This is a genomic window from Salipiger sp., assembly GCF_048261495.1.
Classification (GTDB): Bacteria; Pseudomonadota; Alphaproteobacteria; order Rhodobacterales; family Rhodobacteraceae; genus Salipiger.
On the sequence record NZ_JBLXFX010000005.1, the window covers coordinates 284150 to 305948 of the forward strand.

At 67.5% G+C, this 21799-nt stretch carries 23 protein-coding genes; 9 read left to right on the forward strand and 14 right to left on the reverse strand.

Features of this window, described 5'->3' with window-relative positions; translation table 11 throughout:
* Positions 1-162: 162 nt before the first annotated feature.
* Both ACN0RJ_RS12730 and ACN0RJ_RS12735 read right to left on the reverse strand, forming a co-directional pair.
* Entirely contained in the window at positions 163-1500 is a 1338-nt protein-coding gene (locus ACN0RJ_RS12730; protein WP_417720250.1) for an ammonium transporter, read from the reverse strand.
* A gap of 35 nt (positions 1501-1535) precedes the next feature.
* Positions 1536-1874, reverse strand: coding sequence for a P-II family nitrogen regulator (locus ACN0RJ_RS12735; RefSeq protein WP_417720251.1), 339 nt, complete (start codon positions 1872-1874; stop codon positions 1536-1538).
* Positions 1875-2134: 260 nt separating this feature from the next.
* Here ACN0RJ_RS12735 and ACN0RJ_RS12740 point away from each other — a divergent pair, with 260 nt between their 5' ends.
* Positions 2135-4336: a transglycosylase domain-containing protein gene (locus ACN0RJ_RS12740; RefSeq protein WP_417724488.1), complete on the forward strand. Its 2202-nt coding sequence runs from the start codon at positions 2135-2137 to the stop codon at positions 4334-4336.
* A 33-nt stretch (positions 4337-4369) separates the two neighbouring features.
* On the opposite strand, the gene ACN0RJ_RS12745 is transcribed toward ACN0RJ_RS12740, so the two are convergent.
* Together ACN0RJ_RS12745 and ACN0RJ_RS12750 are read right to left on the reverse strand one after the other, a co-directional pair.
* Positions 4370-4969 (reverse strand): MlaC/ttg2D family ABC transporter substrate-binding protein, encoded by a 600-nt coding sequence (locus tag ACN0RJ_RS12745; protein WP_417720253.1) that lies wholly within the window; start codon positions 4967-4969, stop codon positions 4370-4372.
* Complete coding sequence (locus ACN0RJ_RS12750) at positions 4969-5748, reverse strand: VacJ family lipoprotein (protein WP_417724489.1); 780 nt, start codon at positions 5746-5748, stop codon at positions 4969-4971. The genes ACN0RJ_RS12745 and ACN0RJ_RS12750 overlap by 1 nt, the downstream gene beginning before the upstream one ends.
* 171 nt (positions 5749-5919) lie before the next feature.
* On the opposite strand from ACN0RJ_RS12750, the gene ACN0RJ_RS12755 reads away from it, so the two are divergent.
* From ACN0RJ_RS12755 to ACN0RJ_RS12765, 3 genes are all read left to right on the forward strand, one after another.
* Positions 5920-7650, forward strand: a complete 1731-nt coding sequence (locus ACN0RJ_RS12755) for a type I secretion system permease/ATPase (protein WP_417720255.1) — start codon at positions 5920-5922, stop codon at positions 7648-7650.
* A 137-nt stretch (positions 7651-7787) separates the two neighbouring features.
* Positions 7788-9068, forward strand: a complete 1281-nt coding sequence (locus ACN0RJ_RS12760; protein ID WP_417720277.1) for an HlyD family type I secretion periplasmic adaptor subunit — start codon at positions 7788-7790, stop codon at positions 9066-9068.
* An 82-nt stretch (positions 9069-9150) separates the two neighbouring features.
* The gene (locus ACN0RJ_RS12765; RefSeq protein WP_417724490.1) at positions 9151-9711 is read left to right on the forward strand and encodes a type 1 glutamine amidotransferase domain-containing protein; all 561 of its coding nucleotides are present in this window, start codon (positions 9151-9153) and stop codon (positions 9709-9711) included.
* Between the two features lie 56 nt (positions 9712-9767).
* Here ACN0RJ_RS12765 and ACN0RJ_RS12770 read toward each other — a convergent pair whose 3' ends face one another.
* Positions 9768-10379, reverse strand: a complete 612-nt coding sequence (locus ACN0RJ_RS12770) for a hypothetical protein (protein WP_417724491.1) — start codon at positions 10377-10379, stop codon at positions 9768-9770.
* A 139-nt stretch (positions 10380-10518) separates the two neighbouring features.
* Between ACN0RJ_RS12770 and ACN0RJ_RS12775 the strand changes: the two genes are divergently transcribed.
* A complete protein-coding gene (locus tag ACN0RJ_RS12775) occupies positions 10519-11424 on the forward strand; it encodes a LysR family transcriptional regulator (RefSeq protein WP_417720258.1) in 906 nt (301 codons plus the stop codon).
* 76 nt (positions 11425-11500) lie between these two features.
* On the opposite strand, the gene ACN0RJ_RS12780 is transcribed toward ACN0RJ_RS12775, so the two are convergent.
* Positions 11501-12277 carry a hypothetical protein gene (locus tag ACN0RJ_RS12780; protein WP_417724492.1) on the reverse strand — a complete coding sequence of 259 codons (777 nt, stop codon included), beginning with the start codon at positions 12275-12277 and terminating at the stop codon, positions 11501-11503.
* 109 nt (positions 12278-12386) lie between these two features.
* Between ACN0RJ_RS12780 and ACN0RJ_RS12785 the strand changes: the two genes are divergently transcribed.
* Both ACN0RJ_RS12785 and ACN0RJ_RS12790 read left to right on the forward strand, forming a co-directional pair.
* The gene (locus tag ACN0RJ_RS12785; RefSeq protein ID WP_417720260.1) at positions 12387-12740 is read left to right on the forward strand and encodes a YigZ family protein; all 354 of its coding nucleotides are present in this window, start codon (positions 12387-12389) and stop codon (positions 12738-12740) included.
* A gap of 16 nt (positions 12741-12756) precedes the next feature.
* Positions 12757-13122 carry a DoxX family protein gene (locus tag ACN0RJ_RS12790; protein WP_417724493.1) on the forward strand — a complete coding sequence of 122 codons (366 nt, stop codon included), beginning with the start codon at positions 12757-12759 and terminating at the stop codon, positions 13120-13122.
* Here the strand turns inward: ACN0RJ_RS12790 and ACN0RJ_RS12795 are convergent, their stop codons facing one another.
* Genes ACN0RJ_RS12795 through ACN0RJ_RS12810 form a run of 4 tightly spaced genes read right to left on the reverse strand, consistent with a single transcriptional unit; the run spans position 13123 to position 16045 of the window.
* Complete coding sequence (locus ACN0RJ_RS12795) at positions 13123-14055, reverse strand: OmpA family protein (RefSeq protein ID WP_417724494.1); 933 nt, start codon at positions 14053-14055, stop codon at positions 13123-13125.
* Entirely contained in the window at positions 14027-14596 is a 570-nt protein-coding gene (locus ACN0RJ_RS12800; RefSeq protein WP_417720263.1) for a peroxidase-related enzyme, read from the reverse strand. Before ACN0RJ_RS12800 ends, ACN0RJ_RS12795 begins: the two co-directional genes overlap by 29 nt.
* Before the next feature lie 4 nt (positions 14597-14600).
* Positions 14601-15326: a GNAT family N-acetyltransferase gene (locus ACN0RJ_RS12805; protein WP_417720264.1), complete on the reverse strand. Its 726-nt coding sequence runs from the start codon at positions 15324-15326 to the stop codon at positions 14601-14603.
* Positions 15323-16045 carry a competence/damage-inducible protein A gene (locus ACN0RJ_RS12810; RefSeq protein WP_417720265.1) on the reverse strand — a complete coding sequence of 241 codons (723 nt, stop codon included), beginning with the start codon at positions 16043-16045 and terminating at the stop codon, positions 15323-15325. Before ACN0RJ_RS12810 ends, ACN0RJ_RS12805 begins: the two co-directional genes overlap by 4 nt.
* A 50-nt stretch (positions 16046-16095) precedes the next feature.
* Here ACN0RJ_RS12810 and sfsA point away from each other — a divergent pair, with 50 nt between their 5' ends.
* Positions 16096-16803: a DNA/RNA nuclease SfsA gene (sfsA, locus tag ACN0RJ_RS12815; protein ID WP_417720266.1), complete on the forward strand. Its 708-nt coding sequence runs from the start codon at positions 16096-16098 to the stop codon at positions 16801-16803.
* Positions 16804-16826: 23 nt separating this feature from the next.
* Here the strand turns inward: sfsA and ACN0RJ_RS12820 are convergent, their stop codons facing one another.
* Positions 16827-17699 (reverse strand): mechanosensitive ion channel family protein, encoded by an 873-nt coding sequence (locus ACN0RJ_RS12820; RefSeq protein WP_417720267.1) that lies wholly within the window; start codon positions 17697-17699, stop codon positions 16827-16829.
* A 169-nt stretch (positions 17700-17868) separates the two neighbouring features.
* Here ACN0RJ_RS12820 and map point away from each other — a divergent pair, with 169 nt between their 5' ends.
* Positions 17869-18687, forward strand: coding sequence for a type I methionyl aminopeptidase (gene map, locus ACN0RJ_RS12825; protein WP_417720268.1), 819 nt, complete (start codon positions 17869-17871; stop codon positions 18685-18687).
* 179 nt (positions 18688-18866) lie between these two features.
* Here map and ACN0RJ_RS12830 read toward each other — a convergent pair whose 3' ends face one another.
* The 3 genes from ACN0RJ_RS12830 to ACN0RJ_RS12840 all read right to left on the reverse strand — a co-directional run bounded on the left by ACN0RJ_RS12830 (position 18867) and on the right by ACN0RJ_RS12840 (position 21781).
* On the reverse strand, positions 18867-19835 hold the full coding sequence (locus tag ACN0RJ_RS12830; RefSeq protein WP_417724495.1) for an MBL fold metallo-hydrolase: 969 nt from the start codon (positions 19833-19835) through the stop codon (positions 18867-18869).
* 186 nt (positions 19836-20021) lie between these two features.
* Positions 20022-20579 (reverse strand): 16S rRNA (guanine(966)-N(2))-methyltransferase RsmD, encoded by a 558-nt coding sequence (gene rsmD, locus ACN0RJ_RS12835; protein WP_417724496.1) that lies wholly within the window; start codon positions 20577-20579, stop codon positions 20022-20024.
* Positions 20576-21781, reverse strand: a complete 1206-nt coding sequence (locus tag ACN0RJ_RS12840) for an NAD(P)/FAD-dependent oxidoreductase (RefSeq protein WP_417724497.1) — start codon at positions 21779-21781, stop codon at positions 20576-20578. The genes rsmD and ACN0RJ_RS12840 overlap by 4 nt, the downstream gene beginning before the upstream one ends.
* Positions 21782-21799: the final 18 nt, after the last annotated feature.

The following is a 21799-nucleotide window of genomic DNA, read 5'->3' on the forward strand; positions in this document are numbered from 1 at the left end:
TCCTCCGGTTCCCGACACCCCTACTCCCACCTTACCCGACCCGCGCACCGGCGGGGCATCGCGCCTGCGCGCCCCTGTGCCCGGCCCGGCGTCCGGACAACAAAAAACCCGGGCGCGAACGCCCGGGCAGTTGGTCACGAAAGGCTGACAGGAAGGAGGAAATCAGCCTTTGGAGAATTCGGGGTAGCCCTCCATGCCCAGCTCGGACATGTCGAGACCGTTGATCTCGTCCTCTTCGCTGACCCGGATGCCGAAGATCATCTTGAGGATGAACCACACCACCGCGGAGACCACGAAGACGAAGATACCGACCACGACGATGGAGTAGAGCTGCTTGGCAAAGGTCGCATCACCGTTGGTGAGCGGCACGGCCAGCGTACCCCAGATGCCGCAGATCAGGTGCACCGGGATGGCGCCGACCACGTCGTCGATCTTCATCTTGTCCAGCATCGGAACCGCGAAGACCACGATCACGCCGCCGATGGCACCGATCAGGGTCGCTGCGCCCAGCGAGGGGGTCAGCGGTTCCGCGGTGATCGACACGAGGCCTGCCAGGGCACCGTTCAGCACCATGGTGATATCCGGCTTCTTGTACATCAGCTGGGTCACGATCAGGGCCGCGATGGCACCACCGGCTGCTGCCGTGTTGGTGTTGGCGAAGATGCGCGAGATGTCGGCGACGTTGGCCGCGGTGTCCATGTAGAGCTGCGAACCGCCGTTGAAGCCGAACCAGCCGAGCCACAGGATGAACGTCCCGAGCGTGGCGAGGGGCAGGTTGGAACCCGGCATGGGAACGGTCCGGCCGTCCTTGTACTTGCCGATACGCGGTCCGAGGATCAGGGCACCCGCAAGAGCCGCCCAGCCACCGGTCGAGTGCACGACGGTCGAACCGGCGAAGTCGAGGAAGTCGGTCACGCCCTCGGCGCCCGGCGCGAGGAAACCGCCGCCCCATTTCCAGGAGGCTTCGATCGGGTAGATGAACCCGGTCAGGATGACGGTGAAGATCAGGAACGGCCACAGCTTGATGCGCTCGGCGAGGGTGCCGGACACGATAGAGGCGGTGGTTGCGCAGAACATCAGCTGGAAGAAGAAGTCGGAGCCGACGGATGCATAGGTGAGGTCGGTTTCCGTATCGGCCAGGCCGACCGGCTCGAGCGCCGTCAGCGAGAAGGCACCGATGACGCCGTCCATCGACCAGCCGTCGCCCGGGTACATCAGGTTGTAGCCGACGAGGTAGTACATGATGGCGGCGATCGCGAAGAGCGCGACGTTCTTCATCAGCTGCATCGTCACGTTCTTCTGACGAACGAGACCTGCTTCGAGCATCGAGAAGCCCGCGCCCATCCACATCACCAGGAACCCGGTGACCAGGAACATGAAGGTGTTGAGGATATAGCCCACTTCTTCCATCGGGGGCGTCGTGTCCGCCTCCTGAGCGAGGCCCAGGCTCGGCAGCGCGATCAGCGCGGCTGCCGGAGCGAGCGTCTTGAGAAATTTCATCTGGTTTTGTCCCTTTTGCATCTGTCCAGCCGCCGTCAGAGGGCGTCCGCGTTGGTCTCGCCGGTGCGCACCCGCACTGCCTGCAGCACGTCGAGCACGAAAATCTTGCCGTCGCCGATCTTGCCCGTCTGGGCCGTCTTCGTGATGGTATCCACCACCTGGTCGGCCATCGAGGCGGCAACCACGATCTCGAGCTTGATCTTGGGCACGAAGTTCACGGCGTATTCTGCACCGCGATAGATTTCCGTATGCCCCGACTGCGATCCGAAGCCCTTGATTTCCGTCACCATCATGCCGCGCACGCCGATTCCGGTGAGCGCCTCGCGCACCTCCTCCAGCTTGAACGGCTTGATCGTTGCAATGATCAGTTTCACCTTGGTCCCTTTCGGTTCTGGCAGACGGCTGCCTGCGTTGTGCATGGGCAGAAAGACGCCGGCGCGGGTTCTTTGCAAAGGGAACGCTCCGGCCAGCCTACCTTCGGGACGGCAGAGCGCGCACAAAATTTGCACAATTTATTAACGTTGCTCAAAATATGTGCTGTTTAAAAAGTCGGAATTGTGACCGTTTCGCGGTCAACATCCCGCCACAAAGCCGCTATCCTGCAGCGAAAGAAAAATCGACCGGGCAGACAGATATGAGTGATTCAGGCCGAGGCAAAGGCCGGCTCGTGGCCGACCGACGCTATTCGAAGAAGACCGGGGGCAAGGGCAGCACGACGGCGGAAAAGCCGGCGGCCAAGCCCGCACGCCGCAAGCCTCCGGCGCGCAAACCCGCGCGCAAGCGCAATTTCCTCGTGGCGTTCGTGCTCGGCATCTTCGGATTCATCTTCGGGCTGATCTGGCGCATCACCTGGCGCGTCGCCGCCGTGGCCGTGCTGCTGTTGGCGCTCGGGGTCGGCTATTTCTACGCGACCCTGCCCCCGGTCGCGGCGCTGCTGGACGGCCGCGCGCAGGGCTCGGTCACGCTGCAGGACCGCGACGGCAAGATCTTTGCCTGGCGCGGCGACCAGTTCGGCGGCGCCGTCACCGCCAGTTCTGTCAGCACCCATCTCAAGAACGCGGTCATCGCGACCGAGGACAAGCGGTTCTACTGGCACATGGGGATCTCGCCGCGCGGCGTCGCCTCGGCGGTCCGGATCAACCTTGCCGAGGGGCGCGGCCCGCTCTCCGGGCACGGCGGCTCGACCATCACCCAACAGACCGCAAAACTGCTCTGCCTCGGGGTCGAATACGACAAGAGCCAGTGGAAATCCGAAGCCGCCTACGTCTCGGACTGCCGGCAGGGATCGCTTGTGCGCAAGGGTCGCGAGGCGCTCTATGCCATGGCGATGGAGCTCAAGTATTCCAAGGACGACATCCTCTCGATCTATCTCAACCGCGCCTACTGGGGCGCCGGCGCCTACGGGATCGAAGCGGCCGCCGAACGCTATTTCAGCAAACACGCCGCAGAGCTGAATCCGCAGCAGTCGGCGATGCTCGCCGGCCTGCTCACCGCGCCTTCGACGCTGTCGCCCACCAACAACCTCGAACGCTCGCAGGCGCGCGCCTCGACCGTGCTGCGGCTGATGCGCGACCAGGGCTTCCTCACCGCCGCCCAGGAACAGGAGGCGCAGGCCAACCCCGCCGTGCTCTCCGAAGAGGCCGAGCGCAAGACCGGCGGCTATTTCGCCGACTGGGTGATGTCGCTGGTCGAGGACAACCCCTTCACCCAGAAGACCTCGGACGACATCGTGCTCAAGACCACGCTGGACCAGCGCCTGCAGCGCGCCGCCGAGGCCGCGATGAACAAGGTCTATTCCGAAAAGGTGACCAAACCCGGTTCGGTCGTGGAAGCGGCCATCGTGGTGATGTCGGCGGACGGCGCCGTGCGCGCGATGGTCGGCGGCAAGAAGACCGGCGTGTCCGGCGTGTTCAACCGCGCCACCCAGGCCAAACGCCAGACCGGCTCGGCCTTCAAGCCCTTCATCTACGCCACCGCGCTCGAACTCGGCCGCTCGCCGCTCGACCGCATCGTGGACGAGCCGTTCTGCATGAACATCGCCGGTTCGGGCCGTTGGTGCCCGGAGAATTACAGCCGCAATTTCAAGGGCCCCGTCACGCTGACCACCGCGCTGGCACAGTCGCTGAACATTCCGGCGGTGAAGCTTTCCGAAGGCGTCGGGCGCAGCCTCGTGCAGAAGGTGGCGACCCAGTTCGGCGTGCAGTCCGACCTCTACGACACGCCCGCCATGGCGCTCGGCACCTCCGAGGCGACGCTTCTGGAAATGACCGCCGCCTATGCCGGCTTCCTCAACGGCGGCTCCCAGGTGGAGCCCTACGGCCAGCTCGAACTGCGGGTGAAGGGCGAAAGCGACGCGCTCGTGACCCAGAGCAGCGGCATCCGCGAGCGGGTGATCCGCCCCGAGGCCGCGGGCCAGCTCGTCTGGATGCTTCAGCATGTCATCACCGAGGGCACCGGGCGCCGCGCCGCCCTTCCCGACGGGCGCGAGGCGGCGGGCAAGACCGGCACGTCGAGCGATTCGCGGGATGCCTGGTTCATCGGGTTCACCGCCGATTACGTGGTCGGTGTCTGGATGGGCAACGACGACAACTCGCCGCTCAAGGGCGTGACCGGGGGCAGCCTGCCCGCCGACATCTGGCGCGAGACGATGGTGCGGGTGAACGAGGGGCTGGAACAGAAGCCGCTGCCCGCCATCGCGCCGAAACAGCCCGAACCGGCGCCGCAGCCCCAGGTCGTCGACCGCCAGCCGCAGCAGCAGCAACGCACCCCGGAGCGCCAACAGCGCGACAATTTCATCCAGCAGGTGCTGCGCGACCTTCTCGGGCCGCGCAACTGACGGAAAGGGCCGCCGCGCCCTGCGGCGGGCGGTTCAGCCCGCCGTCTTCAGATCCGCGATCATCGCGTCGAGATCGCCCCGGCGCCGGTCCAGCATCGAGCCGATCTCGGTCCGCTCGGTCAGGAGCATGTTCACGCCCTCGACGTACATGTTGTAGAACCGGCCGGATTTCTCGCCCACGAAGAAGGTCACCTCGAACGGCGCCTCGCCCCGCAGGTAGGCGGTGGTGGACACCTGGTAGGCGTTCTTGACCGATTTCGCGCCGTTCACCTCGAACCGCCCGCCGATGAAATCGCGGAACTGCTTGCCGTACTTGCGCGCGACATAGCCGGTGAAGGCCGCCGTGAACGCCTTTTTCTGCGCCGCGCTGGCGCGTCGCCCGTCCGAGCCCAGCGCATAGGCGGCGATATAGGGCAGATCCCCGTACCGGGCGAAGATATCGCCGAATTCCCGGATCATCGCCGATTCGTTCTTGCCCGAGGCGATCACCGCGTTGATATCCGCCACCAGCCTGTCGACCAGGGACGTGGCCTGCGCAGAGGTCACGGCAAACGCCCGCACCGGCACCAGCGCCACGGCGAAGGCCGCGAGCGCTGTGGTCATCATGGCCCGGCGCGTGAACATCTTCGTCATCAGAAACCCTCCGTATCCAAAGCTTCGGGGTCGATATAGTCCGCTTCGGCCGCGGTTTCATCACCCAGTTCGAACCGGCGGTTCTGCAGGTAGATCACGCGAAGCTGCGCATAGCTGTCGGCGCTGCCGTAGAGCACCGAATCCACCGTGCCGCCGATGGCCGAGCGTCCGATCGCCTTGTCGGCCACCTTGACCGCGGTGCCGTAGTAGCGCTCCGGGGTCGGGATCACGTAGCGCAGCGGGTCGAGGAACAGGTCCGCCACCTTGCCGACCGCGTCGCGCTCGGTCGAGGGGCCGAGCACCGGCAGCTCCATGTAGGCGCCTTCGGGCAGGCCCCAGACATGCAGCGTCTCGCCGAAGTCCGAATCGTCCTCCGGCAGGCCGAGCGCGCCGGCGACGTCGAACAGCCCGGCCACCCCGACCGTGGCGTTGACGGCAAAGCGCAGCGTGTTGCGCGTGGCCCGGCCGATGCGGGCCTGAAGGATCTGGTTCACCACCGTGTTGGGCAGCGACAGCGTGTCGGCGACATTGCCGACCCCCGCCTTCACCGGCTCCGGCAAGCTGCCGAGACCCGAGCCGCCTCCGCCTCCGCCCAGCGCCCTGTCGACGGATTTGTTGAAGGCGTGGACCCGCCGGTTCGCCGGTTCCTGCGGGTCGTAGATGCCGTCCGGCGCATCGCCCGGCCCCGGCACCGCGCAGGCGGAGAGACAGCCGAGGATCACCACCCCGGCAAGGATCTTCAGGGGCGGAGTACGGTATTCCCGCCTTGCAAATGACATTGGAATTTCCCGATCATGCTGTACAAGGAGTCATTAATTACAAAGGTCGCCGTGCCCGCGCAATGCGACGGGTTCGACCGGTCGTGCGGCACTTGCGCGACAACCACTTGGTAACCTGTCATGGCAGACAGTGGCAGGTCAAAGACTTAGGCTGGGAGCCTCACAGCGGTCATGCAACAAAGAACAAAAGACGCCGGACGCGATGAACTTCTGGCCGCCCGCAGGGAAAGCCGGCCCTATTACTGGTTCGTCGCGATCTTCAGCTTCTTCGTGAACATGCTGATGCTCACCGGGCCGCTCTACATGCTCCAGGTCTACGACCGCGTGCTCGGCTCCCATTCCGAGGCGACGCTGATCGCGCTCTCGGTGCTGGTGGTCTTTCTCTACGGCATGATGGGCCTGCTGGACTACGCCCGCGGCCGGGTCATGGCGCGGGTCGCCGCCCGCTTTCAGGCGCGGCTGGACCTGCGCGTCTTCGATGCGGTCATGCGCCGCGCCGCGATCCAGCCCGACGAACTCTCGGCCACCGGGCTCAAAGATCTGGAATCCGTTCAGCGGCTGATGTCCTCGCCGGTGCTCATGGCGCTGTTCGACCTGCCCTGGTCGCCGTTCTTCCTCGTCGGCATCATGATCTTCCACCCCTGGCTCGGCTACCTCGCCCTTGCCGGCGGTGCGGTGCTGGTCTTCGTCACCATCATCAACCAGATCGTCAGCCGCACCCCGACGCTGAAATCGAACCGCGCCGTGCTGATCGCGGAACAGAATTCCGAGCAGATCCGGCAGGAGGCCGAGATGGTGCAGGCGCTCGGCATGCGCCGCGACGCCTTCACCCGCTGGCACCGCGCCCGTTCCGAGGCGCTGACCGGCCAGATCAAGTCAACCGACCTCGTCGGCACCTTCACCGTGCTGACCAAGACCTTCCGCCTGTTCCTGCAATCCGCCATGCTCGGGCTCGGCGCCTACCTGGTGCTGCAGGGCGACATGACCGGCGGCGCGATGATCGCCGGCTCGATCCTGATGGGCCGCGCGCTGGCCCCGATCGAGATGGCGATCGGCCAGTGGCCCATGGTGACCCGCGCCCGCAAGGGTTGGGACAATCTCTGCCAACTGCTCACCGAAGTGCCGCCGCAGCCGCCGCTCACCCAGCTTCCGCGCCCGCGCGCGACGCTGGACGTGCAGCAGCTGACCGTGGTGCCGCCGGGCGAACAGCAGGCGGCGCTGCGCCTCGTGTCCTTCACCCTCGCGCCGGGACAGGCGCTCGGCGTGATCGGCAATTCCGGCGCCGGGAAATCCACGCTCGCGCGCGCGCTCACCGGCGTCTGGCGTCCGGCCGGCGGCAAGCTCAGGCTCGACGGCGCGACGCTCGACCAATACGGCGACGTGCTCGGCAACCACATCGGCTACCTGCCGCAGCGCGTGACCCTGTTCGACGGCACCATCGCCGAGAACATCGCCCGCCTGTCGACCCAGCCCGACGCCGAGATGGTCGTGGATGCCGCCCGCAAGGCCGACGCGCACGAGATGATCCTCAAGCTGCCCAACGGCTACGACACCCGCGTGACCGCGACCGGCGGACGGCTTTCCGGCGGGCAGATGCAGCGCATCGGCCTTGCCCGCGCGATGTACGGTGACCCGGTGATCCTGGTTCTGGACGAGCCGAACTCGAACCTCGATAACGAGGGGTCCGAGGCCGTCAACAACGCCATCAAGCGCTTCAAGGAAGAGGGCAAGGCCGTCATCATCATGGCCCACCGCCCCGCCGCGATCCGCGAATGCGACATGCTTCTCCTGCTCGACCACGGCGCCCGCGCCGCCTTCGGCCCTAAGGACGAAGTGCTCCGCGCCATGGTCAAGAACCACGAACAGATCGCCCAGAATGCGGGCCCCGGAGGGATGAGATGACCGAATCCGACAAGACCGTCCCGGCCAAGGCCGACGGCAAGCCCCTCGCCAGGATCGAACCCAAGACCATCGCGAAATCCGCCGCAAAGGCTCCGGCAACGGGCGGCGCCACTGCCAGGACGGACTCCGGCTTCTCGATGAAGACCCCGATGACCATCGGCCTCATCGCCCTTGTGATCCTGCTCGGCGGGTTCGGCACATGGGCCTCGACCACCGAGATTTCCGGCGCGATCATCGCCGGCGGGCAGATCCAGGTCGACCAGAACCGCCAGGTCGTCCAGCATCCCGATGGCGGGGTCGTCTCCGAGATCCTCGTGGAGGAAGGCGATGAAGTGCAGCTCGGCGACACGCTGATCCGCCTCGATCCGACGCTTCTGTTGTCCGAACTCAACATCGTCGAGGCCGAGTATTTCGAACTCTCCGCCCGCCGGGCGCGGCTTCAGGCCGAACGCGACGAGCGTGACAGCCTCGTCTTCGCGCCCGAACTGCTCGACGCCGCCGCCGCCAATGACGAGGTCGAGGAACTGGTCGAAGGGCAGCGCAACCTGTTCTTCGCCCGCCGCGATTCCGTCGACCGCGAGGTCGAGCAGTTGCACAAGCAATCCGACCAGGTCGGCAACCAGGTCGACGGCATCGACGCGCAGCAGACCGCGCTCGGCGAGCAGCTCAAGCTCATCGAACAGGAGCTGGCCGACCAGCAGACCCTGCTCGACCGCGGTCTCGCCCAGGCCAGCCGGGTCCTGTCGCTCCAGCGCGAACAGTCCCGCCTGCTCGGCTCCATGGGCGAGCTTACCGCCCAGAAGGCGCAGGCCGAAGGCCGGATCACCGAAATGGACATCCAGATCCTCAAGCTGCAGACCCAGCGCCGCGAACAGGCGATCTCGGACCTGCGCGACATGCAGTTCCGGGGCCGCGAGCTTTCGGAAAAGCGCCGCGCGCTGGTGGAGCAGTTGAAGCGGCTGGAGATCACCGCGCCGGTGTCCGGCATCGTCTACGGGCTGACCGTCTTCACGCCGCGCTCGGTCATCCGGGCCGCGGAACCCGTGCTCTACCTCGTGCCGCAGGACAGGCCGCTCATCATCACGGTGCAGGTCTCGCCCCTGCACATCGACCAGATCCACGTCGGGCAGGAGGTGTCGCTGCGCTTTGCCGCGCTCGACCAGCGCACCACGCCGGAACTCTTCGGGACGGTCAAGCAGATCTCGGCCGATGCCTTCACCGACCAGAACTCCTCCGTCAGCTACTACCGGGCCGAGATCGTCCTGAACGAGGGTGAAAAGGCAAGGCTGCCGGAAAACACCACGCTGATCCCCGGCATGCCCGTCGAAGCCTTCCTGCGGACCGAGGATCGCACCCCCCTCGCCTACCTGGTGAAACCCTTCACCGACTATTTCACCAAGGCATTCCGCGAAAGTTGAGGCCCTGCCCCGGCGGCGGACGGAACCTTCGCCCCGGGGAGCCGCGTTGACCCTCCGAACCACGATGAAAACGGAGGAAACAATGCCCGGCATCAAAACCGCCAGGATTCTCGTCATCACCACCCACGGTTTCGAGCAATCGGAACTGGAATTTCCCCGCGACCAGCTGCGTGCCAAGGGCGCCGAGGTCCATGTCGCCACGCTGGACGGCAAGGCCGTCAAGGGCTGGGAAGGCTCCGACTGGGGGCGCGAGGCCGAGGCCGATCTCAGGATCGCCGACGCCGATCCCGCCGCCTATGACGCGCTCGTCATCCCCGGAGGTCAGATCAATCCCGACCTGCTGCGCGTGGAAGAGGACGTGCTCTCACTCGTCCGAAAGTTCCACGACAGCGGCAAGGTCATCGCCGCCGTCTGCCATGCCCCCTGGGTGCTGGTCGAGGCCGGCATCGTCAAGGGGCGCGACATGACCTCCTACGGCTCGATCCGGACCGACGTGATCAACGCCGGTGCGAACTGGACCGACGCCGAGGTGGTCGCGGACAACGGCATCGTGACCAGCCGGAATCCCGGTGATCTCAAGGCCTTCGTCGCCAAGATCGTCGAGGAGATCGAAGAAGGCACCCACGATCGCAAGGCCGCCTGACACGACCGCCGCATCGTCTGCGGACGCCGCGCTCCCCACCGGGGGGCGCGGCGTTTTCACGTGCCCCAGAGCCGTTCCGGCGGCAGCAGCGTCGCCAGGTTCGCCGCCGCGTACATCTGTTCCGCCAGCGCGCCCCGACCGACCAGCAGCACCGCCGAGCCGGTGAGCTTTCCGGGGTCCAGAAGACGGCGCACCGCGGCCCTCGCCTCGGACCAGGGCAGCACGGTTTCCGGCATCGGCGCGCTGGCGGCAAAGGCGACGCCCGCCACCTCGGACAGTTCCTCGCAAAACGGCTCGGGCGGCTCTCCCGGCGGGGCAAAGCACAGCAGACGCACGTGGCGCATCCGCCCGAGCCTGTCGCGCACCCGCTCCGGCATGGCCAGCCGCCGCGCCAGGGTCAGTTGCAACCCCTCCGGGGTGAAGGCAAAGGCCTCCGGATCGCGCCCGCAAAAGGCCCGGATCGAGAAATAGTCGGCGGGCGCCAGCCCCATTTCCCGCGCGCGGGCGACCTGCATCCGCAGCACCAGTCCGGACGGCTTGCGACGTTCCGCCGCCGCGCGTTTCCAGGCATGAGTAAGCAGCAGCGACGGCCCCTCCAGCGCCGGCCCCTTGTTGTGGCCGATGCGCGCGCGGTCGAAAAAGGGAGGTGTCATCAGGGGTCCGCTCATCTGCCGAAGATGTCCGCCAGCCGGGTTTCCGCGTCAAGCACAGTCGAGAGGGAAACCCAGATATTGTCTCTCCCGGGTCCAAGTTGCGCCTCATTCGGGAACGATACCGTCGGATGAACGAGACAACGAGGAGACGGTGATGGATCGTCTGACCGAAATGGAGGCCTTTGCCACCGTCGTGGACCAGGGTGGGTTCACCGATGCGGCAAAGAAGATGGGCATCTCGAAATCGGCCGTGTCGAAACACGTGTCGTCCCTCGAAGCCCGTCTGGGCGCCCGCCTTCTCAACCGGACCACGCGCCGCGTGTCCCCGACCGAGATCGGCCTGGCCTATTACGACCGTGCCCGGCGCGTGCTGAACGATGCCGGAGAGGCCGACGCCCTGGTGACCTCCATGCAGTCCGCACCCTCGGGTCTGCTGCGGATTTCGGTCGCCACGGATTTCGGCGTCAATCATCTGTCCCCGATGCTGGGAGAGTTCCTCGCCGATTTCCCCGACATCACCGTCAACATGGTGCTGAACAACCGCTACGTTGAGCTGATCTCGGAAGGCTTCGATATGGCCGTCCGGATCGGAGAGCTCGAGGACAGCACCCTGCGCGCCCGCAAGCTGACCGAGACCACCAAGCGGATGATCGCCTCCCCCGGCTATTTCGAGAAATACGGCCGCCCCGGACGGATCGACGATCTGAACGATCACAAGCTGCTGCATTATTCCAACCAATCCTCGGGCAACGTCTGGAAAGTCACCGCGCCCTCCGGCGAAAAGCGGCAGATCCGGACGGCCGGTTGGCTTTCGGTCAACGACGGGCAGTCCCTGCTCAATGCCTGCATCGCCGGGCTGGGGATCGCCTATCTGCCCTCCTACCTCTATGCCGATGCGCTGGCCGCCGGCCTGGTCGAGGATGCAATTCCCGACCTTCCGGTCGAAACTCAGGGCATCTACGCCGTATATCCGCCCGGTCGGTTCACCCAACCCAAGGTGCGGGCCTTCATAGATTTCCTCGTGCATGCCTTTGCGGAAAAGGGCCCGCACGTCTGGTAACGCCGTTTCCCGAGCCTGTGTTCAATGGCCACCTGCGCCCCGCATCTTGCCGGGGCGCTTTTCTTTGTCCGACCGGTCAGCCGGGAAAGATGCGTGCCATTTCCGACTCGAACTGCGCCCATGTCATCGTCGCCCTGTTGCCGGCATAGCCGTGGTAATGCGACTTGCCGCCGGAATTCGGCAGCCCGGCCCAGATCTTTGCGATGTTGTTCATGAAGCCCCGGCGGCTCAGGTTGCCCGTCATCAGGTCGGAAAACCCGGCCTCCTCCAGCAACTGATCCGCCAGCCGGTCCTGCAGCACCGGCGAAAAGGTCGAGCGCGGGTTGATCCCGAGGTGCGAGACCAACCGTTTCAGCGTGGCCGGGATGAACTGGTAGCGGCCGATGGCATGGGGCTGGCCGGGCGTGGCGTCGATCCAGGCGTAGATCTCGCTCACCGTCATCTGCGTCGGGGCGCGGGGCGGTTTCCGCCGCGCGCCGTGGTTCACCGCATCGTAGCCCGCGCGCCCCGCCTCGGCCCGCGCGATCAGGTGGCGCACCCATTCCGCCCGGCTTGCCGCGCTGGCGGTTCGCGCCAGCGGCGCCAGCGGCGCGGAGGCGACGCCGATCCCCGGCGTGAAGGACACCGGTTCGGCCTTGCGGGGGGCGAGCAGCCCGCCTTCGTTCCGCCCGGCAAAGAGCGAGCCGCGATTGACCGTGCCCCCCGCCGCCCCCATGCCGCCCGATGGCAGGATGGCGGCGCGCGCGCCGAACAGGCCGCCCCCGACGATCGACCGCGGCTCTGCCGCCGCGGGGGTGGACAACTGCCAGAACAGGGCAGCAAACAGCGCGAGGATGCGCAGCGCTCGGGTCATTCTGAACCTCCTCCGGAACCGGATCGGGGGCAGCTTCGCGCATCCGGGTTCACATTTCGTTGCCGCCGCCCGGATTGTGATGCCCGCCACGCCGGCGTAGACCACTGCCATGCACGTGATCGAGAACATCATCAGCGACCGGGGGTCGAAATACGCGGTTTCCGGCGCGCCCTGCACCTCCGAGGACGAGGCAAAGGCGCTTGTCCGCGAGCTTTGCCGCCGCAAGAAATTCGCCAGGGCGACGCACAACACCTGGGGCCTGCTGACCGCCGCCGCACCGATCAAGAACGACGACGGCGAAAGCGGGGCCGGGATGGTGATCCTCCGCATGCTCGAACGCGAGGGCCTGTGCGATCACCTTGTCGTGGTGACGCGCTGGTACGGCGGCAAACACCTGGGCGGCGACCGTTTCCGCCATGTTCAGGACGCCGTGCGGATCTATCTGGATGAACTGAAAACCTGACCCGCCGGAGGCACCGATGCCGAACCTTCTCGACCTTCTCGGCCGCATGCTGATCGCGCTGCTGTTCCTCGGCGGCGCGCTGCAGAAGGTCTCGGACCCGGCCCCCGTCGCCGCCATGCTGGGCACCATCGGCCTGCCGGGCTGGCTGGTCTGGCCGGTCGCCGCCTTCAACCTGATCGCCGCGATCTGCCTCGTGACCGGGCCGAAGGTCGGCCGCTGGGCGCTTCTGCTGGCGGGCTACTGCCTGTTCACCAGCTGGTTCCACTGGCAGCTCAGGGCCGATCCCTGGCAGGTCACGATCATGGTCAAGAACTGGTCCATCGCGGGCGGCCTGCTGATCCTCGCCGCCAACGGCCCCCGCCGCTTCGTGCTGCGGCGCTAGCTACTCGGTCGAGATCAGCACCGCCTCGACCCGCCGGTTGGTCTCGCGCCCCTCCTGCGTGAGATTGGTCGTCACCGGCGAGAGGTAGCCGACCCCGTCCGCGCCGATCCGGTCCGCCGGTATGCCCTGGCGGTCGCGCAGATAGCGCAGCGCGGCGCTGGCCCGCTTGCGCGACAGCGCCACGTTGGCCTGCAGCGAACCGACCGCATCGGTGTGCCCGACAAAGACGATGCGCCGCGTCGGATTGGCGCGAAGGTACTCGGCCAGCGCGTCGAGCGAGGCGACCGCTCCCTCCCCGAGGTCCGACGATCCGGTGGCAAAGCTGAGATCGCGCAGCACCACGTGGCCCTCGGCGTCGAGCTGCGCGGCGACATCGCCCGCCGCCGCCGACACCACCGGGGGGGCGTCGTCGCTGACCGACACCGGCGCGGCCTCGGCCACGCCCGCGCGGATCACCTGGACATATCCCGCAGCGGCGCTGCGACTGACCAGCAGGCTGAGGTAGTCGCCCTCCGGCCCGCGCGCCGACAGGAAGCGGTAGGCGGTGAGGTCGACATACATCTCCGGCGCCTGCAGCACCTCGGTGCCGAACCGGAAATCGAAGCCCCCGCAACGGGCCGAGGCGCAGTCGAACAGCTCCGTGTAGCCCGCCGCCTCGAGCTGGCTGCGCAGCGGCGCGAGGATCTGCAGCGTGGTGAGATCCGAGGCGTCGATCCGCCAGGCCTGACGCGCGATGCGCCCCTCGGCGCGCAGCGCGGGGATGCCGCCTCCCTCGGTCCAGGCGCCGGTCGGAACCGCGTAGCTGCCGGGGTCCGTCACCCGCTCGATCATCAGCCGCGCGCCCGCCGGAAGGGCCAGGTCCAGCGCAACCGCGGGCCCGGCGAGCATCAGGCAGAGGGCGGCGCTAGCGCGCCTGCGAATGGTAGTCGTCATTCGGACGCATGTCGGTGGCCGAGGCCACCCGGTTGGTCATGTTGAAGAAGCCGGTGACATTGGCGATGTCCCAGATGTCGCGGTCGCTGAACCCGGCGTCGCGCAGCGCCTCGCGGTCGTATTCCGCGATCTCGGCGCTGTTCTTCGTCATCTTCTCGGCAAAGCCCAGCATCGCGCGCTGACGGTAGGGCAGATCGGCCACGCGCCAGTTCATCACCAGCATCTCGCCCAGCGCGGGGTCGCCCGACAGCGCGCGCACCGCCGCGCCGTGGGCGGTCAGGCAGTAGAAGCACTTGTTGATCGACGACACGACCACCGCGATCATCTCGCGCTCCAGCTTCGTCACCCCGGACCCGGCCAGCATCAGTTCGTTGTAGAGCCCGGTGAAGGCGTCGAGCTTGGCGATGTCGAAGGCATGGGCCCTGAGCACGTTCGGCACCATGCCGAGCTTTTCCTCGCAGATGTCGAAGTATTTCTGCGTCGGCGCCGGCAGCGGGTCCACCATCGGCAGCTTGAGCGCGGTGGGCAGGTCTTTGGTCATTCTCTCAGGCCTCGGGCTTCATGCGATAATGGTACTGTCCCACGCGGGTCATGCCCAGGGAAGCATAAAGCCCGTTCGCCGCGTGATTGTTCTGCAGGCACAGGACCGACATCCACTCCGCCCCGTTCTCGGCAGCCCAGAACGCGGCGCAGCGCATCATCCACTTGCCCAGCCCCTTTCCGCGATGCGCGGCGCGGATTTCCAGCGCGTGAACCATGGCGATGCCGTCGTGGACGGCGCAGAATCCGGTCCCGGCGGGGCTGTCCGAAGCGCGCCCGAACACGCCGGCCTTGGGGCCCGTCACGCGGTCCATCACCGCCTGCCGGGCGGCGCCGATCCCGGCCTCCTCCCAGATCTCGCGCATCACCGCCAGCGGTTCCCAGATCGCGAAGGCCGTCACCATCGGCAGCTTGCGGTCGGTCAGCTCTCCGATGGGCAGCAGCCAGAAGTTCACCGGGTCGATGATCCGATACCCCTCGTCGGCAAGCGCGCGGTCGAGCGCGTCCTCCCCGGCGCGGATCATGAACAGCGATTGCTGGCCGAGCAGCCGCTGCGCCTGTTCGGCGGCCTGGAGGTCGTCCAAAGACCATTCTCCGTCGGCCGAGGCGCAGGACACCCTTTTGCCCCCGCCCGCGCCCTCGCGCAGCGTCCAGGGACCGGCGGAAACCCTCCGCGCGGCGGGCCAGGTGTTTTCGACCACACCGTAGAGCCGGGACAGCGTCGGCGTCATGCCGGAAACAGCCCGGCAAGGCGCGTCATCGCCGCGTCGATCTGCGCCCCGTCGGTGCCCCGGATCACGATGTTGGCCCCGAAGGCACCGTTGCGCTGATAGGGGTAGGAGCCGATGGACAGCTCCGGGAAATCCCCCGCCAGCTCCGCCAGCGGCCCGGCGATCTCGCCCTCGCCGCGCTCGATGCGCAGACTCTGGGACAGCAGCGGCGCGCCGCCGGTCAGGGTCGGCAGCACGCTCGCCACCATGGCCTCGAAGACGTTGGGCACCCCGGCCATCACGTGCACGTTGCCGATGGTGAAGCCGGGGGCGATCGACACCGGGTTCTCGATCAGGGTCGCCGTGTCGGGAATGCGCGCCATTCGCTTGCGGGCCTCGTTGAACTCCGTTCCCTGCCGGTCGTAATGCGCCTGGAGCAGCGCGCGGGCATCGTCCCGCACGTCGATCCCGACACCAAAGGCCGCGGCCACGGAATCGGCGGTGATATCGTCATGCGTCGGCCCGATCCCGCCCGAGGTGAACACCGTGTCATGCGCCGCCCGCAGCGCGTTCAGCGATCCGACGATCGAGGCGCGGTCATCCGCCACGAAGCGCACTTCGCGGAGGTCGATGCCGTGCTTGGTCAATTCCCGCGCGAGGTGGTGCATGTTGGAATCGCGGGTGCGGCCCGAGAGGATCTCGTCTCCGATCACCAGCATGGCGGCGGTGGGGTTGGGCATCTGGCGCGATCTCCTTGGCGGTGTTCCCCGATTGGTATAGGGCCGCAACCATGCGCTTTCAAACTGATCTGATCCCGGCGCGGCTGATCCGTCGCTACAAACGCTTCCTGGCCGACTGCCGGCTCGACGACGGGCGCGAGATCACCGCTCATGTCGCCAATCCCGGCTCCATGCTGGGTCTCGCGGACCCGGACCAGCGGATCTGGCTGGAACCGAACGACGATCCGAAGCGCAAGCTGAACTGGGCCTGGAGGCTGGTCGATCACGGCGGCGGCCACTTCACCGGGGTCGACACCGGCGTGCCGAACCGCATGCTGCGCGGCGTGCTCGCGGCGGGCGGGGTGGCGCCCCTCGCGGCCTATGACACCGTCCGCCCCGAGGTGAAGTACGGCGGGAACAGCCGCATCGACTTCCTGCTGTCCGGACCGGCGCTGCCCGATGCCTATGTCGAGGTGAAATCCGTGACCCTCTCGCGCCGCCCCGGGCTGGCCGAATTTCCCGACAGCGTCACCGCGCGCGGCGCCAAGCACCTGGCCGAGCTTTCGGCCATGGTCGCCGCCGGCCACCGGGCGGTGATGTTCTACCTCGTGCAGCGCACGGATTGCGCCAGCGTCACGCTCGCCCGCGATCTCGATCCGGGATATGCCCGCGCCTTCGAGGCGGCGCAGGCCGCCGGGGTCGAGGTGCTGGCCTACGATTGCGCGATCTCCCCGGAGGGGGTGACGCTGCGCGCGCCGCTCCCCTTCCACCCCGGCTAGGCCCGGCCGCCGGACCCGGCGCCTCAGGCGGTGGCGGGCTCGTCGTCCTTCTCGATGTGCAGGGTCCGGGTCGGGAAGGGAATCGCCACCCCGGCCTCGTCCAGCGCCTCCTTGACCCGGCGCTTCATGTCGGCCTGGTACTGGAAGAATTCCGAGGCATCGACCCATACGCGGACGAGGAAATCGACCGAACTGTCGTTGAGGTTGTTGACCTGGATGAACGGCGCGGGATCGGGTTTCGACCGCGGATCGCCCATGATCGTGTCGCGGATCACCCGTTCGGCATCGGCGAGGTTGGCACCGTAACCCACGCCGAAGGTCCATTCTGCCCGGCGCGTCTTGTAGACCGAGAAGTTCTCGATGACGTTGCCCCAGACCTCGGAATTGGGAATGATGATCTGGGTGTTGCCGATGCTCGACAACTCGATGGTGTTGAGCGTGATGTCCTTGACCGTGCCCATCTGACCGGCGACCGAGATGAAATCGCCCAGCTTGATCGGCCGGAAGATGATGATCATCACCCCCGCCGCGACATTGGACAGCGTGCCCTGCAGCGCCAGACCCACCGCCAGGCCGGCGGCACCGATCGCCGCGATCAGCGAGGTGGTCTGGATCCCGAAGGTGTTCATGATGAACAGCATCGTGAAGCCCAGCACGATGTACCGGGCCATATTGCCGAGGAACGAGAACAGCGTGTCGTCGAGCCGCGCCGACCGCGACGAGATCCCCGCGATCCGCCGCTTGACCCACCCGGCGATGAAGAAGCCGATCAGCAGGATCAGCACCGCCGCCACGACATTGCCGAGGATCTGCGCCAGGAATTCCAGCGTCAGAAGGTCGGACAGGGATTTCCCGTTGTAGATTTCGGTATTCAGCAGGCTGTTCAGCGTTTCCATCGTCCCTCGCGTCTTTCGTTTGTTTCGTGTTCGCTCACCGAGCCCCCCCTATGCATCGGCGCGCCGATGTGCAACGCACGATCCCCGCAGCCGGTTCCGCGCCGCCCCTCTGGCAAACCGGCCGCGGAAGGGCTAGATATGGGGGGAACGATCCGACGGAGCCTCTGACGTGAGACAAGATTCCGGCGGCCGTCTGACCCGGGACGGCATCCGCATCCACGACCCTTCCGAATCCGCAGGGATGATGGCCGCGGGCGCCCTCGCCGCGCGCATCCTCGACGATGTCGCCGGACTGGTCGAAGTCGGCCAGACCACCGGCGTGCTCGACGACTTCATCCGCAACGCCGTGGAAGAGGCCGGGGCGACCTCGGCCACCATCGGCTACAAGGGCTACCAGCACGCGAGCTGCATCTCGGTGAACCACGTGGTCTGCCACGGCATCCCCGGCGACAAGAAGCTCAAGGACGGCGACATCCTCAACATCGACGTGACGGTGATCGTCGACGGCTGGTTCGGGGACACCTCGCGCATGTACGTCGCGGGCAAGCTGCCGCGCCGCGCCGAACGGCTGATCCAGGTGACCCACGACGCGCTGATGATCGGCATCGAGGCGGTGAAACCCGGCAACACCTTCGGCGACATCGGCCACGCGATCCAGAGCCACGTCGAAAGCAACCGCATGTCGGTGGTCCGCGACTTCTGCGGCCACGGACTCGGCCGCGTCTTCCACGCCCCGCCCAACGTGCTGCACTACGGCCGCCCCGGCGGCGGCCCGACCCTCGAGGAAGGCATGTTCTTCACCATCGAACCGATGGTGAACCTCGGGCGGCCGGAAACCAAGGTGCTGGCCGACGAATGGACCGCCGTCACCAGGGACAAGTCGCTCTCGGCCCAATTCGAACACTCCGTCGGCGTGACGGCGGACGGCGTCGAAATCTTCACCCTCTCCCCCGGCGGCCTGTTCCACCCGACCTACACGACGGACTGATCCGGCGGAGCGCCTCGCGGCGCACCCCATGCGCGGGCGCCGGCCTCCGGCCTCTGCCCGCAGGGCCGTGGCCGCGTGACGCCACCGCCGACCCGATCGGATCGTGACACGCCCGGGACCGGAGCAGGGCCCACGGTCTTCTTCTGGCCCCAAATATCCCCGCCGGAGGCGGTCCGGCCTCAGTCCCAGCGCCAGAGCGCCGGCACGAAGCGATAGGCCCCGCCCTCGCGCATCACGTGCCCGACGCCGGGAAAGGGAAAATGATAGCCCAGCACGGTCATCCGGTCCGCCACCGCCATGTCCAGCAGCTGGTGGCGCGTCGCGACGCTGCGGTCCCCGTCCATGTCGAACCCGTTGTACCAGTCCGGATGCGCGAAATTCAGGTAGGCATGGTTGAGCGCATCCCCGACCGCCATCATCTGCGCCCCGCCCGAGTCCACCACGACGCTCATGTGTCCCGGCGTATGCCCCGGCGTGTCGATCACCCGCACGCCCGGCGCGACCTCGTCCCCGTCGGCAAGCAGGATCCACTCCGCACCCTCGACCTGCAGGGAATTCCGCGCCCCGACCACCATCTGCTGCATCTCCGGCGGCACCCGCGCCGCCAGCCCGTCCTGCATCCAGAACGCCCGCTCCGCACCGCCGATGAAATACGCGGCCCCCGGCAGGATCGCCTCGTCGAAATCGTCGCGGATGCCCCAGATATGGTCGGGATGGGCATGGGTGATGACCACGTGGGTGATGCTCTCCGCATCCACCCCCGCCGCCGCCAGGTTCGCCGACAGACGCCCGGCGCTGTCCTGGAACCGGTTGCCCGATCCCATGTCGACCAGCACCTTCGCCGCGCCCGTCTCGATCAGCAGGTGATTGGTATGGGCATAGTTGACCTCGGGCGACAGGAAATACCCCGCAAGGAAGGCCCGGACCTCCTGCGGATCGGCATTCACGCCCAGCGCGCTCACCGGCAGGGTCAGCGCCCCGTCCGAAATCACCGTCAGCCGGACCTCCCCCTGCCGGAAGGTGAAATGCGAAGGGTTGCCGGCCCCCGGCTCCCCGCTCCCGGCGCGCAGGACGGCAGGCAGCGCCAGCGCCGGCATGGCCGCAGCCAGGCGCAACAACTCGCGACGGGTCGGCTTCGGGATCGGCATGGCTCTCCTCCAAGATACGCACGATTGCGAATATGTTTATACGAACCGCCCCCGATTGCCAGCACCTTTCCCCGGCGCCCCGGCGCGCGACCGCCGGAACGGGGCGTCAGACAGGCCACGGCCGCGGAGCCGGCGGCCGAAGGCCGGCGGTGACAGGCCCTGCGCGCGCCCGCGCGCTCCGCCGGATCACTCCGCCTCGAGCAGCGTGACCGTGGTGTCGCCGTAGCGCCGCGTCTCCAGCAGCGCGAATCCCTCCGGCGCCGCCTGCGCCGCGCTCTCCTCCCAGACCACCAGTGCTCCGGGCGCGATCCATCCTCCCGCCCGCGCGGCCCCGAGCGCCGGCGCGCCCAGACCCTTGCCATAGGGCGGATCGAGAAACACCAGCCCGCAGGGCCCCTCCGCCGGCGGCAGACGCGCGGCATCCCGCGCGATCAGCCGCGCCCGCCCGGCACAGTCCAGAAGCCGGATATTCTCCCGGATCAGGGCCCCGGCCTTGCGCCCGCTGTCGACCAGAACCGCCTCGCCCACGCCCCGCGACAGGGCCTCGAAGGCCAGCGCACCGGTGCCCGCGAAAAGGTCCAGAACCCGCGCGCAGGCAAAGGGATCGCCGAACCGCCCCCCGCCCAGCATGTTGAACAGCGCCTCGCGCACGCGATCGGTGGTCGGGCGCAGATGCGCGCCCGGATCGCCCTTGCCGACCGCCGCCAGCGCCCGGCCCCGCCATTCGCCCGCGACGATCCTCACGCCTTGAGCAGCGGCTTGAGATCGGACGCGGCATCGGCCACGACCTCGGGCGGCGCGCTGCGCCCGGCCTCGATCAGGCGCTTGCCGACCATGTAGCCGCGCGGGTCGTTCATCGCATCCAGCGCGATCAGCCTGCCCTCGCGGTAATACCAGTGCGACCGCGCCGCCCCGCCATCGCGCACCACGACCCGGTCGTAGCCGGCGTTCAGACCGGCGATCTGCAGCTTGATGTCGTATTGATCCGACCAGAACCACGGCCTGGCCTCATAGACCCGCCCGGCCCCGAGGATGTTGTCCGCCACCACGTCGGCCTGGTCGATGGCATTGCCGACGCTCTCCAGCCGGATCTGCGCGCCGCCGTGCGGGAACGAGGCACAATCCCCCGCCGCCCAGATCCGCGGATCGTCGGTGCGCCCGAAGGCATCGGTGCGAATGCCGTTCTCGATGCCGAGCCCGCAGCTTTCCGCCAGCGCGATCTCCGGCACGATGCCGATCCCGGCAATGACGAAATCCACCTCCCGCGCCGTGCCGTCGGTCAGCTCCGCCCCGGTCACCCGGCCCTCGCCGGTCAGCCGGCCCAGCCCGGTGCCTTCGAGGATCGTCACCCCGTGAGACCGGTGCAGATCGCGGAAATAGGCCGAGGTCTCTGGCGCGGCGACCCGCTGCAGGATGCGCTCGGACATCTCGACCAGCGTGACCTCGAGCCCCAGTTTCGAGGCCACCGCCGCCGCCTCGAGCCCGATGTAGCCGCCCCCCACGATCATCACCCGCGCCCCGGACGCGAATCGCGGCTTCATCGCGTCGACATCGGCGATGGTGCGCACCACGCAGACCCCGTCGAGATCGCCGCCGATCGCCGCGGGCAAGCGGCGCGGCGCGGAGCCGGTGCAGAACACCAGCGTGTCGTAGGCGAGTTCCTTACCATCCGCGATCACCACGCGCGCCGCGCGATCCACTGCGATCACCGGCGAGTCCGTCACCAGGGTGATGTCCTGGTCGGCATAGAAGCTCTCCGGGCGCAGGAACAGGCGCGACATCTCCATGTCGCCCAGCAGGTAGGCCTTGGACAGGGGCGGGCGCTGGTAGGGCGGCTGCGGTTCGGCGCCGATCAGGGTGATCCGTTCCGTGCAGCCCCCGGCCCGCAACCGCGCCACCAGAGACGCTCCGGCCTGCCCGGCCCCGATCACCACCACTCCGCCCATGCCAATCTCCCGCTTGTC